The organism is Janthinobacterium sp. TB1-E2 (assembly GCF_036885605.1).
Classification (GTDB): Bacteria; Pseudomonadota; Gammaproteobacteria; order Burkholderiales; family Burkholderiaceae_D; genus Janthinobacterium; species Janthinobacterium aestuarii.
Window position 1 is genome coordinate 5930855 of record NZ_CP142523.1, and the last position, 15629, is coordinate 5946483.

Sequence of the window (15629 nt, forward strand, 5' to 3'; positions counted from 1 at the left end):
GGACGGCTAGCGCACCGCCACCCGCGCCAGCCCCGGCTGGTTCACCATCCAGTAGTGCTGGAAGGCCAGGCGGATGTTGTCGCGCAGCTGGGTGTCGTCCCACGGTTTCGTATAGAAACGGTAGATGGCGCCCCGGTTGATCGAGTCGAGCACGGCTTCGAGGCCCGTGTAGCCGGACAGGATGATGCGGATGGTTTCCGGGTACAGCTCTTTCACCTTGCTCAAAAACTCCGTGCCGCTCATGCTCGGCATGCGCTGGTCGCAGACGATCACGTGCACCCTGTGCAGGGCCAGCATTTCAAACCCTTCGGCCGGCGTGCTGGCCGTAAGAATCTGATAGCCCTCGGGACGGAACAGGCGGTGCAGCGACGACAGCACGTTGACGTCGTCGTCGACGATGAGCAGCGTCTGCGCGGGCTGCGCGGCCGGGTCGTGGCCGGGCGGCAGGCCGGCGCCGGCGACGATCATCTGCCCCAGTTCCAGCGCCGGCAGGGCGCGGCTGAAATAAAAGCCCTGGATCTCGTCGCAGCGGTTGCGCCGCAGGTATTCGAGCTGCGGACGCGATTCCACGCCCTCGGCCACCACGCTCAGTTTCAGGCTGTGCGCCATGCTGACGATGGCCAGCGCGATGGCCGCGTCGTTCGGGTTGCTGGTGATGTTGCGCACAAAGGCGATGTCGATCTTCAGCTTGTCGATGGGGAAACGTTGCAGATACGCGAGGCTCGAATAACCGGTACCGAAATCGTCGATGGCCACCTTCACGCCGATTTTCTTCAGTTTGCCCAGCACGACGATGGTGCGCTCGGCGTTCGACATCAGCGCCGTTTCCGTCAATTCCAGTTCCAGCAATTCCGGCGCCACGTTGTGATGCGCCAGCGCGCGCGTCACTTCGCCTTCCAGGTCGCCTTCGGCAAACTGGCGGCTCGACACATTGACGGCCACGTGCACGGGTCCCACTTCGCTGTCGCGCCAATCGGCGATCTGGCGGCAGGCGGCCTGGATCACCCAGGCACCCACGCGCACGATCAGCCCCGTGTCTTCCAGCACGGGCACGAATTCGGCGGGCGCCACCAGGCCGTAGCCGGGACGGCGCCAGCGCAGCAGCGCTTCCACGCCGCTGATGCGGCCCGTGCGCAAATCCACTTTGGGCTGGTAGTACAGGATGAACTGGTCGTGTTCGAGCGCATGGCGCAGCGCCAGTTCCAGGTCCAGGCGCGCCAGCACCTGTACGTTCATGCCGGCCGTGAAAAAGCGGTAGCCGTCGCGGCCCGCCTGCTTGGCGCCGCCCATGGCCGTATTCGCATATTTGATCAGGGTTTCCGGGTCGGTGGCGTCGTCCGGATACATGGCGATGCCGATGCTGGCCGTCAGGGTGGCCGCATGGCCGCGCAAGTCGAATGGCGCCCTCAATGCTTCGCGCACCTGGTTGGCCACGGCCACGGCTTCCTGCTGGTTGCGGCTCATCGTCAATATCAGCGCGAATTCGTCGTTGCCCAATCGCCCCACCGTGTCGCGCAGGCGCACGCATTCGACGAGGCGGTTGCTGAACTGGCGCAGCAGTTCGTCGCCCAGCGCCGCGCCCAGGGTGTCGTTGATGCTTTTAAAACGGTCGAGCGCGATGAACAGCACCACGATGCGCCAGCTTTTCTCTTGCGCCAGTTCGACGGCCTGGGCCAGGGTCTGGTAGAACAGGCTGCGGTTTGGCAGTCCCGTCAAGCCATCGTAATGGGCCAGGTGCTTGAGGCGCTCCTGCGCCTGGCGCCGCTCGCTGATGTCGCGCGCCACGGCGATCAGCAGCAGGCCGCCCGCGCCAGGGGTGCCAGAATAGCCGCCCGTCACGGGCGCTTGCGCATACCAGTGCCAGCCCAGTTCCACGGGGATCAGGCTCAGGTCGCGCCGCACCAGTTCGCACTCCGTCACTTCCGTGGCCAGATGGGCCGCGCCGCCCGGCAGCGCGGCCAGCGGCGGGGCCGGCGGCGATGGCAGCAAGGTGCCCGGCGCCAGCGCCAGCAGTTCGGTGCGCGCATAGCCAAGCAAACGGCAAGCGCCGTCGTTGACGTCGACCAGGGTCATGCCCAGCACGTCGACGAGGAAGATGGCGTCCGTGGTGGCGTCCATGGCGCCGCGAAAGCGCTGCAGTTCGGCCGTGCGCTGGCCCACCGTGCGTTCGAGCAGGGTGTTGTAGTGGCGCGCGGCGCGGTGCAGCAGCCGCACTTCGAGCATGTTGCGGATGCGCGTGAGCACCTCGAGCGCGTCGAAGGGCTTGCTGATGAAGTCGCGCGCGCCCGCTTCCAGCGCCGCCAGCTTGGCGTCCGGGTCGGCGGCGATCACCAGCACGGGCAGGTAGCCTTCCAGCTCCAGCGGACGCAGGGCATCCATCACCTCGTAGCCGCTCATGCCCGGCATCACCAGGTCGAGGATGATCAGGTCGAACTGGTGGCGCTGGTGCAGGCCGGCCACGGCGCGCGCGTCGAGGCTGCTGGTGATGGCCGTGTAGCCGCCGCTTTGCAGCAAATGCTCGAGCAGGCGCAGATTGACTTCCTGGTCGTCGACGAGGAGAATTTTCGCCGCATAGATATCGGCCTGGCTGATCATGGCGCGCCTGTTCCCTTCTGCCGGCGCTGCTGCGCCACATAGGCCAGGGTGCTGTTGATCGCCTCGGTAAATTCATCGAGGTTGATCGGCTTGGTCAGGTAGCGGTAGAAGCCCAGCGCCATGCTGCGCTCGACGTCTCCCGGCATGGCGTTGGCCGTCAGGGCGATGACGGGGATGTGCGCCGTGCGCGGATCGGCGCGCAGCAGTTTCAGCGCGTCCGTGCCATTCACGTTCGGCAGATTGATGTCCATCAGGATCAGCTGCGGCAGGTGCGTGCGCGCCATTTCCACGCCCAGGCGGCCATCGGTGGCCGTCAACAGCTGCAATTGCGGGCAGTAGCGCACGATTTCCTCGACCAGGGTCAGGTTGGCGGGATTATCTTCCACGTACAGCAATGTCACGGGGGCACTGTGATCGAGCAGCGCCCCGGCCAGGTCCGGCCGCGGCAAGGCGGGTGCCGCAGGCATGGGCAAGGCGTCGACCACGCGCAGCTCGATCCAGAAGGTGCTGCCCTCGCCGGGTGCGCTGGTCACGCCGATGCTGCCATCCATCAGCTCCACCAGGCGCTTGGTGACCACCAGGCCGATGCCGCTGCCTTCTTCCGTGCCGCCCTCCTGTCCCAGCCGGTTGAACGGCTGGAACAGCAGCGCCACCTGCTCGCCGTCGAGGCCCACGCCCGTATCGCGCACGCTGATGCGCACCCGGCCGGCCGCCTGCGGCGCGCAATCGATGGCCACCTGCCCCTGCTCGCGGTTGTACTTGAGCGCATTCGACAACAGGTTCAACAGGATTTGCTTGAGGCGCGTGCGGTCGGCCAGCACGTTCAGCGGACAGGCGTCGGGAAAGGTCATGCCGATGCCGCGCTGGCTGGCCAGCGGCGCGATCATGTCGCGGCATTCCTGCAAGATAGCGTCCAGGCCCACCGGTTCGAGCGACAGGCTGACCGTGCCCGATTCCACCTTGGCCAGGTCGAGGATTTCATTGATCAGTGTCAGCAGGTGGCGCCCCGATTTCAGGATATGCCCGGCGAACTCCTTCTTTTGTTCCAGGGTCGACGGCAGGCGGTCGGAACTGAGGATTTGCGCGAAGCCCAGGATGGCGTTGAGCGGCGTGCGCAATTCATGGCTCATCGACGACAAAAACGCCGACTTGGCGTAGTTGGCGCTGCGCGCCTCTTCCATCGCCATGGCCAGTTCGCCATTCGTCATTTCCAGTTGCATCGTGCGCTCGTGCACGCGCACTTCCAGTTCCTGGTTCAGGCGCATGACTTCCTGCTGCGCCTCGGTGCGCTGCTCGCCTTCGCGCGCCAGCTCGCCGTTCGAGCGCTCCAGCGCCTGCGTGCGCAGCTCGATCTCGGCCAGCATCTTGTTGAAGGAATCGACCAGCTGCGCCACTTCGTCGACGCTGAGCTTGCGCGCGCGGCGCGAATAATCGCCCGTCTCGATCACTTCGCGCGCCACGTCGGCGATGTCGAGGATCGGTTGCGTGATGACGAAATCGAGGCGGCGCAGCAGCAGCAAGGCCACCAGCAGCGCCAGCACCGTCACGCCCAGCGCGATGGCCAGGTAATCGGCCGTGCGGCCGGCCAGCTCGTAATCGGCGCGCAGATACACGGTGCCCAGCAGTTCGCCATTGTCGACGATGGGCTTGAACAATTCGACGGATTTGCCCGCGATGCTGACGCCTTCCTGGCCCGCCTTCGCCGGCAGTTCGCCCACGTGCTGATGCGCGCGGTAGCTGGCAAACAGGCTGCCGTCGGCCTTGTACAGGGCGCCGGCCGTCACGCGCGGACGGATGCGCATCAAATTGAGGTTTTCCAGCGCCAGGCGTTCGTCGTCGAAGGCCAGCGCGGCCGAACTCATATGCCCGAGCAGCTCGGCCTGGGTACTGATGTCGGCCACCAGGTTGCGGTGGTAGGCGCGCAAGTCGTAGACGACGATGGTGCCCAGCGAAATGACGAGCGCCACCAGGGTGGTCAGCAAGACCACCGACATCAGCTTGTGGCGGATGGAACGCAGTCTGATCATCTAGGCGCCCCCAGTCTGCACGCGGTAGGCGGCCAGCAGCATGCGCGCGCTGATGCGGATATGCGCCTGCGCCACGGGTTTCAAGGCCACGTCGAAGCGGACCTTGTCTTCGGCCATCACAAAATTGATCATGCTGCCCATCGCGTAGACCTCATCCGAATCGGACACCGTCAGCAACGCCAGGCCACGGCTGGCGGCCAGCATTTCCTGCAGCGCCGTTTTCTCCAGCGCGCCCAGGTACAGCACGTGCAGCCCGGCCAGCGCTTCGCCGCGGCGTACTTTCTTCACCTGCACGGCACGGCCGTTGACGCTATGCCCGGCCACGCTCTGTTCGAGCTGCTCGGCCAGCGCATCGGCGCCCGCCACGCCGATCACCAGCGGCGAGTCGGGCCGGGCAAAGCTGCCGTCAGGCCATTCGACATAGCCGGCGAACTTGTACAGATACCCGGCCTTGACCTGGCGTTCCAGCTCCCCCGGCACCTGCGATCGCGCATCGGCGCACAGCACGCCCAAAAGCAGCAATAGCCAGCCCCAGCGCAGGGAACGGCAAGCGGCGCCGCGCGCGGGGCGGCGCAAGGGGCCAGGATGACGCCACCAGGTCCAGTTCAGAATTACCATGACAACCGAGTAAAGATAATGCATACGAAGGCGCGGCACCATGCCGCTTGCCTGTTCGAGCGATGCGCACCTGGGTGGCGCAGCGACAGAGCGCCTGCCGGCCCGAAGTGGTAGCAAATGTATAAAAGAGTGTACGCATTTTCGCTGGTACCGGGGAAAGTTTCTTTTGCCGTCGGCCATGCTACAGTCTTGCCACCATTTTCACCGCATGCAGGAGTCATCCATGAGCAACGAACTCGTCCCCCTCTCCACCGCAGTCGGCCTGGCCTTGCAGGCGAAAGGCCTGCTGCTGGCCACGGCCGAATCGTGCACGGGCGGCGGCGTGGCGCAGGCCGTCACCGATATCTCGGGCTCGAGCGCCTGGTTCGAACGGGGTTTCGTTACGTACTCCAACGGGGCCAAGAGCGGCATGCTGGGCGTGCCTGCCGAACTGATTGCCGCACACGGCGCCGTCAGCGAGGAAGTGGCCGCCGCCATGGCGCAAGGCAGCCTGGTCCACAGCGAAGCCCAGGTGGCCGTCTCGACCACGGGCATCGCCGGCCCCACGGGCGGCGTGCCGGGCAAGCCCGTCGGCACTGTCTGCTTCGGCTGGGCCATGGACGGGCGCGTGCAGACGCAGCGGCTGGTATTTTCGGGTGACCGCCAGGCCGTGCGCGAGCAGGCCGTGGCGCACGCGCTGCGCGAACTGCTGCGCTTTATCCAGTAGCGTCGGCGATGCAGGCGCGGTCGCGGCCCGCCTGCTTGGCCGCATACAGCGCGCTATCGGCGCGCATCAGCAATTCGTGGCGGCCGGCGCCGTGGCGCGGATATTCGGCGATGCCGGCCGAAAAGGTACAGCCCGTCAAGCTGTGCGGCGCCTGCTGGATCAGCAGCTGGCGGTAACGCGCGGCGATATCGTCGATCTTGTGCGCCGCGATGAGGCTGTCGGCTTCGCGCAACAGCAGGCAGAATTCCTCGCCGCCATAGCGGCAGACCATATCGGTGCCGCGCAGCTGGCCTTCCACCAGGCGCGCGAACTGGATCAGCACTTCGTCGCCAAAGTTGTGCCCGTAGGTATCGTTGACGCGCTTGAAAAAATCCAGGTCGATGATGGCGATGGCCACGGGCGCATCCGCATCGGCCTCGTGCAGGATAGCATTGAGGCAGGTTTCAAAATGGCGGCGGTTGTACAGGCCCGTCAGGTGGTCGCGCATGGCCTGCTCCTTCAGGCTATCCTGCAGGGAATTGACGTGCAGGATCTGGTGCGCCAGTTCGCGGTTCAGGTGTTCGAGCTTGACGTTTTCCGATTCGCGCGCGGCCTGCAGCTCCAGCGCCTTGTCGCGCTCGGCTTTCAGGCTGTGCATTTCCTTTTCCAGATTGCGCATCAGGCTGCGCGACGCGCGCGCCGACTTGCTGCTGGCCTCGTACGCGGCCTGGTATTGCTGCAGGAAACCATACGCCGCCTGCCATTCGCCCAGCTGGGCATTGATGTCGGACAAGCCGCGCAGGATCTGCTGCTGGTGAAACGGATTGCGCGTCCAGCTCAGCAGGCTGTGCGCCTGCGTCAGCGACGCCAGCGCCTGCGCCGTCTGGCCCGCGTGCAAGTCCAGCTTGCCGCGCACCAGCCACGCATGCATCTGCTCTTCCAGGTCCTGACCCCGGCGCGCGTACTCTTCGGCCCGCAACAGCAATTGCAGGGCACTGTCGGGCTGGCGCAGCAGGATCGCGGCGTGGGCGGCGATGCAGAAAAGAAAGGCGCGCACGGCCAGGTCTTCTTCCGGCCACTCGTAAAACGGTTCCACCAGCGCCAGCGCCTCGGCCGGCTTGCCCGTGGCCAATAAACACATGGCCAGGTTGGCCGACACGATGGTTTGCTGGTATTTGAGCTTTTGCGTGCCGATGATTTCGAGCGCCTCGACCAGCAGGGGAATCGCGTCTTCATCGTTGCCCAGGTCATGCTGCGACGACGCCAGGTTCGACAGGCTGTTGACCCGGTGCGCGGGGCTGCCGAAGCGCTCGGCGATGTCGAGCGCCAGCAGGAAATTGCGCGGGCCGTCCTGCGTATCGCCACGGTTCAGGGCATCGACGCCCAGGCGCGCATACAGCATGAATTTGTGCAGCGAGTCGGGTATCTGCGCGGCCTGGCTGCGCGCCTGCAGGAAATGCTGCTCGGCATCGGCAAAATCGCCGCGCCGGCTCGCATACGCGCCCTGCAGGGCGGCCACTTCCATGCCCCCTTCCAGGTCGCCGCTGTGCTGGAAATACGCGCCCAGGCGCTCGCATGACGGTTCGGCCTCGCCCGCGTAATACGCGAGCCAGCAATGATTGAGTTCCGCATACGCGCCGCCGCGCGCATACTGTTGCCGTTGCGCGGCCGCCAGCGCCATCTGCGCCAGCCGGCGCGCCTGGCGGCGGTTGCCGACCAGGCAAGACAGGGCTTGCTGATTTAGACGGTCAATGTCGGCTTTATCGAGACTGGAGATCGGCACTGCGTCCTCGTTCACACTCTTGGGTGGATTTTTCACACAAAACTTGCTCTACATCAATGGTATCCTGATTAACATCATAACCAGATTCGCTGTTCCGCATGGCATATTTGCAAAGGATTGTGGTAAAAATGCCAGTCGCCGCTGTCACGGATCTTTGATTGTCACTGACGCAACAACTTGGAGTAGTCGCAATGCAAAACACGGTACATTTCATCCTGCAGGGCAAGGGCGGCATCGGCAAGACCCTCGTCTCGACCCTGCTGGCCCAGTGGATAGGCGGCAAGGACGACACGCCTTTGCGCTGCTATGACACCGATCAGGAAAACGCCACGTTCTCGCGCTACAAGGCGATGAACGTCAAGCACGTGCCCGTGATGACGGATGCGCGCAACATCGACCCGAAACGCTTCGACGCGCTGATGATCGACATTCTCGACACGGACGGCAACTGCGTGATCGACAATGGCGCGAACACATTTTCGCCGCTGATGGGCTACTTGCTGGAGAACGACTGTTTTTCGCTGCTGGAAGAATCGGGCCGCAAGGTGTACATCCACACCATCGTCGGCGGCGGCGATACCTTGCACGACACGGCCACGGGCTTTGTCGCGACAGCCCAATCGACGAAGGTGCCGTTGGTGCTGTGGCAAAACGAACACTTCGGCCTGCTGCAATCGGCGTCCGGCAAGCAGTTCGTCGAATCGCAGTCGTACAGCGACAACCGCGCGCGCGTGAAAGGCAGCATCACCTTGAGCCAGCGCAATCCCGACACCTTTGGCGCGGACGTCAAGAAAATGAACACGGCGCGCCTGACGATGCAGGAAGTGCTGCAGAACGACAAGTTCAACATCATGGAAAAGCAGCGCATCAAGGTCGTCTACCGCGACATCTTCGAACAGCTCGACAAGGTGCAGTGGTAGATGGACCAGCACAAACTGCGCAGCCACGTGTTCGACAAGACGGGCATCAAGGTCGACGTCGATGACCCGATATTCGCCCTCGTGGCGCTGAACGAAGCCGTGCTGGCGGAAACCGTCGAGCGCCAGCTGGCCCTGCTCGACGCCGCCACGCAGGCGCTGGCGGCCCAGGCGCGCGCGGCGGGCGGCTTGCCTGCGGCCGTGCCCCAGGCTGCGCCGCAAGCGCCCCTGTCCGCCGCTTGGCTTTCTCCGCGCGAATGGCGCTTGCTGGGCGCGGCTGCCATCGTCTCCATCGCCAGCGCGCTGCTGGTGCTCGGCGGTGCGGCCCTGCTGTATAAACTGTAGCACCGGCCGTAGTAACGACCGTAGCACCGTCGCGCTGCGCCAGCCACGAGCGAGCCGCAGCGTCTTCTCCACCCATCCCTGGAAGCATGCATGAAACCGATCAAACTGCTGGCCATTCCCGCCCTGCTGCTGTCGCTGTACGGCGCCCCGCTCACCCTCGCCCATGCTGCCGATGCGGCCGATGCGGCCGTCACGACAGGGGCGACGTCCGTGCCCCATATCGCCTACGAGAAATACACTTTGCCGAACGGCCTCGACGTGATTCTCGTGGAAGACCATAAATTGCCCGTCACGGCCGTCAACATCTGGTACCACGTGGGACCGGCGAATGAAGCGCCGGGCCTGACGGGCTTTGCGCATTTGTTCGAGCACATGATGTTTGCCGCCACCAAGCACGTGCCGCGCGGCATGGCCGACCAGTTGCTCGAAGGCGCGGGCGCCACCGATTCGAACGGCAGCACGGATTTCGACCGCACCAATTATTTCGACACGGTGCCATCGAACCAGCTGGAACTGGCCCTGTGGACGCATTCCGACCGCATGGGCTATCTGCTCGACGTGCTCGACCAGACGGCGCTGACGAACCAGCAGGACGTCGTGCGCAACGAGCGCCGCCAGAGCGTGGAGAATGCGCCGTACGGCATCGTGCAGGAAGCCTTGTACCATCAGCTGTTTCCCAAGACCCACCCGTATTACGCCAGCGTCATCGGTTCGCATGCGGACATCCAGAACGCGAAACTGGCCGACATCAAGGATTTCTTCACCAAATACTATGGTCCCAACAACGCCAGCCTCGTGATTGCAGGCGACATCGACAAGGCGAAGACCAAGGAACTGGTCAACAAATACTTCGGCAGCTTCAAGAGCGGCCCGGCCGTGCCAAAACCGAATGTCGTGACGCCGCCCATCACGCAGGAACGCCGCATCGTGGTACAGGACCGGGTCGAGTTGCCGCGCGTCTTCATGGCCTGGCTGACGCCGTCCGCCTACACCAGGGACGACGCGGAACTGTCGATGGCCGCGCACATCCTGGCCGGCGGCAAGTCCAGCCGTTTATATAAATCCCTCGTGTACGACAAGCAGATCGCGCAGGACGTGGGCGCCAGCCAGGGCTCGAACGCCCTCACGTCGATTTTCACCATCGACGCGACGGCGCGCCCGGGCCGCAAGCCCGAGGAAATCGAGCAAGCCTTGCAGGCGGAGCTGGAACAATTGCGCGCCAAGGGCCCGACCGAGAAGGAACTGGAGCGCGCGCGCAACAGCATCGAGACGAGCATGCTGAGCCAAGTGGAAAAAATGGGCGGCCACGGCGTGGCCAACTTGCTCAACGAATACAACCAGTACGTGGGCGACCCCGGTTACCTGGCCAAGGATATCGAACGCTACCGCCAGGTGACGGTGGCCGGCGTGCAGCGCGCCGTCGACCAGTACCTGAAGAACCAGTCGCGCGTGGTGGTCTATGGCGTGCCCGGCACGCCGGACCTGGGCGCGGAAGTGCCGACGCCGGCGCCGGGCAAGGTCAAGCCTGCGCCTGGCACGGCCATCAATGCGGACGAACCATGGCGCAATGCCGTGCCGAAGGCCGATCCCGCACCGAAGATTGTTTTACCGCAAGGAAAATCGTTCACCCTGGCGAACGGCCTGACCGTGATCCACCACTACAACGGGGCCGTGCCGCTCGTGTCCAGCCAGCTTGTGGTGAAAAGCGGCTCGGGCGCCAATCCGCTGGCGCAGCCGGGCTTGTCGAGCTTTACGGCGCAATTGCTGCAGGAAGGCACGGCCACGCGCAGCGCGCCGCAGATCGCCGACGACGTGGCGCAGCTGGGCGCCCTGCTCAATACCGGCTCCGGCGTGGACGCGTCGTTCGCCCAGCTGACGTCGCTCAAAGCCACGTTCCCGCAAGCGCTCGACGTGCTGGCCGACGTGGTGCTGCACCCGCAATTCCCCCAGGAAGAAGTCGAGCGCCAGCGCGCCAGCCGCATCGGTGAACTGGCGCAGCAGCGCGAAAACGCGGGCGCCGTGGCGGCCAGAGTGGAAGCGGCAGCCCTGTATGGCCCGCAGCATCCATATGGCTACATCCAGCTGGGCACGGAAGCAGCCTTGAAAGCGGCCAGCCGCGCCGACCTGCAAGGTTTCTGGCAGCAGCATTACCTGCCGAACAATGCGGCGCTGATCGTTTCGGGCGATATCGGCGAGGCGGAATTGAAGGCGCTGGCCGAAGCGAAGTTTGGCAGCTGGAAGGCAGGCACGGTGGCGCCATCCGTGGCTGCGGCGCCGCAGACGACGAAGGCAAAATTGATTTTGGTCGACAAGCCGGGTGCGCCGCAAACGGCCGTGCGCCTGTCAACCATCGCCGTGCCGCGCGCCACGCCCGATTACGCGCCGCTGCAAGTGATGAACGCAGCCTTGGGCGGTTTGTTTACCAGCCGCCTGAACACCAACTTGCGCGAAGAAAAGGGGTACACCTATGGCGTGCGTTCGCAATTCCAGTACCGCAATCAGCCTGGACCGTTCTCGATTGCCGCCAGCGTGCGCACCGATGTGACGGGCCCGGCCGTATCGGAAACCGTCAGGGAAATCCGCGCCATGATCGCAAAACCCTTGCCTCGCCAAGAACTGGCGAATGCGCGCAACTCGCAAGTGCTGTCCTTGCCCGGCCAGTTCGAGACGAATGCCAGCATCAGCGCCAGCATGGCCAACACGTATATCTACGGCCTGGGCCTCGACTACTACACGACCTTGCCGCAGCGCTTTGCCAGCGTGACGGACAAGCAGGTGCAGCAGGTGGCGAAGAAATACCTGCAGCCGGAAAAGCTGATCGTCATCGGCGTGGGCGACAAGGCGAAGATCGCTCCGCAATTGTCGAAGCTGAAGCTGGCGCCCGTCGAATTGCGCGACGCGGAAGGTAACGTCAAGTAATCAGGATTAGCGGCGCTTGAACAGCGCCGCTTGATCCACCAGCGCCGCGATCGCCACGCCCGCCGTGTAGGCGATCAGGTCGACCCAGCCGAAGGCGGAACCCAGCACCAGGTGTCCCAGCGGATGCGCGCGCAACGCGACGATCCACGGCGCCTGGTATAGCTGGCCGAATTCCACGGCAAAGCAGATCAGCAAGGCCGTCAGCGCCAGCTGCCACGTGCGCATGCGCGTGGCGACAATGCCCAGCGCAAAGACGATCATCATGGCCCACAGGGCGTCGCCCGGATACTTGCCGAGCGCGGCAGGGACGAATTGGGGAAAGGCGCGCGAGGCCAGGCCCAGCGCGATGACAGCCACGGTTGCGCCCACCTGCAGCAGGCGGCGGCGTTCAGGTTTTACCAGGAACATATTTCCATTCAAAGGCACAATACGGGCCGAACCATTGCGGCCCGTCCGATATTGTACTGCGCGGCCGTGTCTGCCTGTAGCCTAATGCGCTTGGACAACCTCAGCCAAGGTCGACGTGCTGCGCCAGGAAATCGAGAAACACGCGCACGCGCAGCGGCACATGCCCGCCTTGCCCCACGAACACGGCATGCACTTCCTCGCTGTCGCCGGGATTGCACTCTTCCAGCACGGCCTGCAGCCGGCCGGCCGCGATATCGGCGCGCACCTGGAAAGCGGCCAGGCGTGCCAGCCCCAGTCCCGCCAGCGCCAGTTGCCGCAAGGCTTCGCCATCGCTCGCTTGCGCATTGCCCGCGACGGGCACGACGATGTCGCCCTCGGGCAGGCGCAGCGGCCAGCCCGAGCGGGCGCGCACGTAATTGGCGTCGAGCAAGTTGTGCGATGCCAGGTCGGTGGCAGTCAACGGCGTGCCGCGCCGCGCCAGGTAGGCTGGCGATGCCACGATGGCCATGCGCGTCTGGCCGAGCTTGCGCGCCAGCAGGCTGGAACTTTTCAATGGCCCCGCCCGCACGGCCACGTCCGTGCGCTGCTCGAGGATATCGACCACGGCGTCCGTGAGCACGATGTCGAGCGTCACCTCGGGATAGCGTTCGAGAAACAACGGCGCCAGCGGCAACAAGAAATGCTGGCCGAAGGGCACGTTCGCATTGACCTTGATTCTGCCGCGCGGCACGTCCTGCACGCCCGCGCAGCGCTCGGCCTCGTCCAGCGCCGCCAGCACGTGCTGTCCCCGTTCGTACAGGCCGCAACCCTCGGCCGTCAGCTGCAGCTGGCGCGTGGAGCGGTTCAGCAGGCGCGCGCCCAGGCGCTCTTCGAGCCGCGAGACGAGCTTGCTGACGGCCGACGGCGTCATGCCGCAAGCGCGCGCGGCGGCGGAAAAGCCGCCCAGCTCGACCACGCGCACGAACACTTCCAGCTCGCCGGAGCGGTTCACTTCCAGTCTGGCCATTGTGAATTCAACTCATAAATGTTCTTCGATGAGATAGTCTAGTACATAAATGGCTTTGCTTTCATCATGCAGGCATTCCCCTTGATGAAGCGAGCCGCCATGCAACGATTGTCCCTCTTCCCCGCCATCCTGCTGAGCCTGGCGCTGAGTGCTCCCGCCGCTCATGCGGTCGATCCCGCACCCTCCTGGCTGGCCAGCTGGACGGCCAGCCCCCACGCCGTGTGGAGCAGCGATTTCCTGTTCCCCAGCAATGTACCCGCCGTGCTGCACGGGCAAACCGTGCGCCAAGTGGCGCGCCTCAGCGTGGGCGGCCCGCGCGTGCGCATCGTGCTGTCGAATGCGTATGGCAAGGTGCCGCTACGCATCGGCGCGGCCACCGTGGCGCTGGCCTCTTCCGGTTCGGCCATCGAAGCGGGCAGCCTGCGCACGCTCACATTTTCCGGCCAGCCGGCAGCCAGCGTGGCGCCGGGCGCGCCGCTCGTCAGCGACCCCGTTGACCTGTCCGTGCCGGACCTGGCTCGCCTGACGGTGAGCATCCACCTGCCGCAAGCCAGTCCCGTCTCCACGTTTCACTGGGATGGGCGCGAGACGGCGTGGATCGCCCCGCAGGACCAGACGCGGGCCGCGCGCATCGATGACGCGCCTGGCATGCAGACCACCACGGCGCGCCTTTTACTGAGTGCCATCCAGGTGGAAGCGGCGCCGGGGGCGCAGGGAGCGCAAACTGTGGCCATCCTCGGCGATTCAATTACCGATGGCGCCACTGCCAGCCTGGGGATGGATGCGCGCTGGCCCGATTTCCTGGCCAAGCGTCTGGCGCCGCACGGCGTGGCCGTGATCAATGCGGGCATTTCCGGCGCGCGGCTGTTGTCCGACGGCATGGGAGACAATGCCCAGGCCCGCTTCGAACGCGACGTGCTGGCGCAACCAGGCGTGCGCACGGTGATCGTCTTGTTGGGAATCAATGACATCAGCTGGCCCGGCACGGCGTTTGCGCCACGGTCAAAACGGCCGACGTTGGAGGAGTTAACAAACGGCTACACCCAACTGATCGCCCAGGCGCACAGCCGTGGTGTGCGCGTGATCGCGGCCACCCTGACGCCATTCGAAGGCGCCCTGCCCGGCACGCCCTTGAGCAACTATTACCAGCCAGAAAAAGATGCGCTGCGCCAGCAATTGAATGCGTGGATACGCGCCAGCGGCAGCTTTGATGCGGTGCTCGACTTCGACGCATTGGCGCGCGATCCGGCGCACACGCTGCGCCTGCTGCCCGCCTACGACTCGGGCGACCACCGGCACCCGGGCGACGCAGGCAACCGGGCGCTGGCGGAAGGGACAGACCTGTCCCGACTATTTACAAATCAGTCGCCCAGGCCTGCGTACAAAGCCGTGCTCAGGTAGCGCTCGCCGAACGAGGGGATGATGGTGACGATGTGCTTGCCCGCGTTTTCCGGACGGCGTGCCACTTGCAGGGCAGCCCACAAGGCGGCGCCCGACGAGATGCCAACCAGCAAGCCTTCATCGCTCGCGGCCAGGCGCGCCGTGGCGAAGGCGTCGTCGTTCTTGACGCAAATGATTTCGTCGTAGATGGCCGTGTTCAAAATCTGCGGCACGAAACCGGCGCCGATGCCCTGGATCGGGTGCGGTCCCTTGGTGCCCTTCGACAGCATCGGCGACGCTTCCGGTTCCACGGCGATCACTTGCAGGCCGGGCTTGCGTTCCTTCAGCACTTCGCCGATGCCGGTAATCGTGCCGCCCGTGCCCACGCCGGCAACGACGATGTCCACTTGCCCATCCGTGTCGCGCCAGATTTCCTCGGCCGTCGTGGCGCGGTGGATGGCGGGATTGGCGGGATTGTTGAATTGCTGCAGCATCAGGTAGCGCGGGTCGGCCGCCACCAGTTCCTCGGCCTTGCGGATGGCACCCAGCATGCCTTCGCTGCCGGGCGTAAGCACCAGCTCGGCGCCATAGGCGCGCAGCAGGATGCGGCGTTCGCGGCTCATGGTGTCGGGCATGACGAGGGTGCAGCGGTAGCCGCGCGCGGCGCATACCATGGCCAGCGCGATGCCCGTGTTGCCGCTGGTGGGCTCGACGATGACGGTATCGGAATGGATCTTGCCTGCGGCTTCCGCGGCGACGATCATGGCCAAGCCGATGCGGTCCTTGACGCTGTGCGCGGGATTGTAGAATTCGAGTTTGGCCAGGATGGTGGCCACACTGCCGGCGGCGATGCGGTTGATGCGCACCAGCGGGGTGTTGCCGATCAGTTCAGTGACGTCGTTGGCGATGTTCATGGGTGTGGTCTCCACAGCAATTTCAGGAGAAC

General features: G+C 64.9%; 12 protein-coding genes. 5 read left to right on the forward strand and 7 right to left on the reverse strand.

Translation table 11 applies throughout. From position 1 onward, the window contains the following. Positions 1–6: 6 nt before the first annotated feature. The 3 genes from OPV09_RS26710 to OPV09_RS26720 are packed head-to-tail and all read right to left on the reverse strand — an operon-like array spanning position 7 to position 5240. Positions 7–2595, reverse strand: coding sequence for an EAL domain-containing protein (locus tag OPV09_RS26710; RefSeq protein WP_338679864.1), 2589 nt, complete (start codon positions 2593–2595; stop codon positions 7–9). Further along, a complete protein-coding gene (locus tag OPV09_RS26715) occupies positions 2592–4622 on the reverse strand; it encodes an ATP-binding protein (protein WP_219328017.1) in 2031 nt (676 codons plus the stop codon). Before OPV09_RS26715 ends, OPV09_RS26710 begins: the two co-directional genes overlap by 4 nt. Beyond that, positions 4623–5240, reverse strand: a complete 618-nt coding sequence (locus OPV09_RS26720; protein ID WP_175444472.1) for a YfiR family protein — start codon at positions 5238–5240, stop codon at positions 4623–4625. It lies immediately after the preceding gene. 223 nt (positions 5241–5463) lie between these two features. Between OPV09_RS26720 and OPV09_RS26725 the strand changes: the two genes are divergently transcribed. After that, the gene (locus tag OPV09_RS26725) at positions 5464–5946 is read left to right on the forward strand and encodes a CinA family protein (RefSeq protein ID WP_338679866.1); all 483 of its coding nucleotides are present in this window, start codon (positions 5464–5466) and stop codon (positions 5944–5946) included. Here OPV09_RS26725 and OPV09_RS26730 read toward each other — a convergent pair. Then, positions 5936–7708, reverse strand: a complete 1773-nt coding sequence (locus tag OPV09_RS26730; RefSeq protein ID WP_319990591.1) for a GGDEF domain-containing protein — start codon at positions 7706–7708, stop codon at positions 5936–5938. The two genes, OPV09_RS26725 and OPV09_RS26730, sit on opposite strands and share 11 nt — an antisense overlap. A gap of 191 nt (positions 7709–7899) precedes the next feature. On the opposite strand from OPV09_RS26730, the gene OPV09_RS26735 reads away from it, so the two are divergent. The 3 genes from OPV09_RS26735 (at position 7900) to OPV09_RS26745 (ending at position 11889) form a co-directional block, all read left to right on the forward strand. Next, positions 7900–8628, forward strand: coding sequence for a hypothetical protein (locus tag OPV09_RS26735; protein ID WP_034746168.1), 729 nt, complete (start codon positions 7900–7902; stop codon positions 8626–8628). Further along, complete coding sequence (locus OPV09_RS26740; protein ID WP_338679868.1) at positions 8629–8970, forward strand: hypothetical protein; 342 nt, start codon at positions 8629–8631, stop codon at positions 8968–8970. A 90-nt stretch (positions 8971–9060) separates the two neighbouring features. Beyond that, positions 9061–11889: a pitrilysin family protein gene (locus OPV09_RS26745; protein WP_338679870.1), complete on the forward strand. Its 2829-nt coding sequence runs from the start codon at positions 9061–9063 to the stop codon at positions 11887–11889. A 6-nt stretch (positions 11890–11895) separates the two neighbouring features. On the opposite strand, the gene OPV09_RS26750 is transcribed toward OPV09_RS26745, so the two are convergent. Together OPV09_RS26750 and OPV09_RS26755 are read right to left on the reverse strand one after the other, a co-directional pair. Next, positions 11896–12297 carry a DUF2809 domain-containing protein gene (locus OPV09_RS26750; protein ID WP_070301074.1) on the reverse strand — a complete coding sequence of 134 codons (402 nt, stop codon included), beginning with the start codon at positions 12295–12297 and terminating at the stop codon, positions 11896–11898. A 100-nt stretch (positions 12298–12397) separates the two neighbouring features. After that, complete coding sequence (locus OPV09_RS26755) at positions 12398–13303, reverse strand: LysR family transcriptional regulator (RefSeq protein ID WP_338679873.1); 906 nt, start codon at positions 13301–13303, stop codon at positions 12398–12400. 99 nt (positions 13304–13402) lie between these two features. Here OPV09_RS26755 and OPV09_RS26760 point away from each other — a divergent pair, with 99 nt between their 5' ends. Further along, the gene (locus tag OPV09_RS26760) at positions 13403–14704 is read left to right on the forward strand and encodes an SGNH/GDSL hydrolase family protein (protein WP_338679874.1); all 1302 of its coding nucleotides are present in this window, start codon (positions 13403–13405) and stop codon (positions 14702–14704) included. Here the strand turns inward: OPV09_RS26760 and cysK are convergent. After that, entirely contained in the window at positions 14665–15597 is a 933-nt protein-coding gene (gene cysK, locus OPV09_RS26765; RefSeq protein ID WP_128141793.1) for a cysteine synthase A, read from the reverse strand. The genes OPV09_RS26760 and cysK overlap by 40 nt on opposite strands. Between the last annotated feature and the right edge of the window lie 32 nt (positions 15598–15629).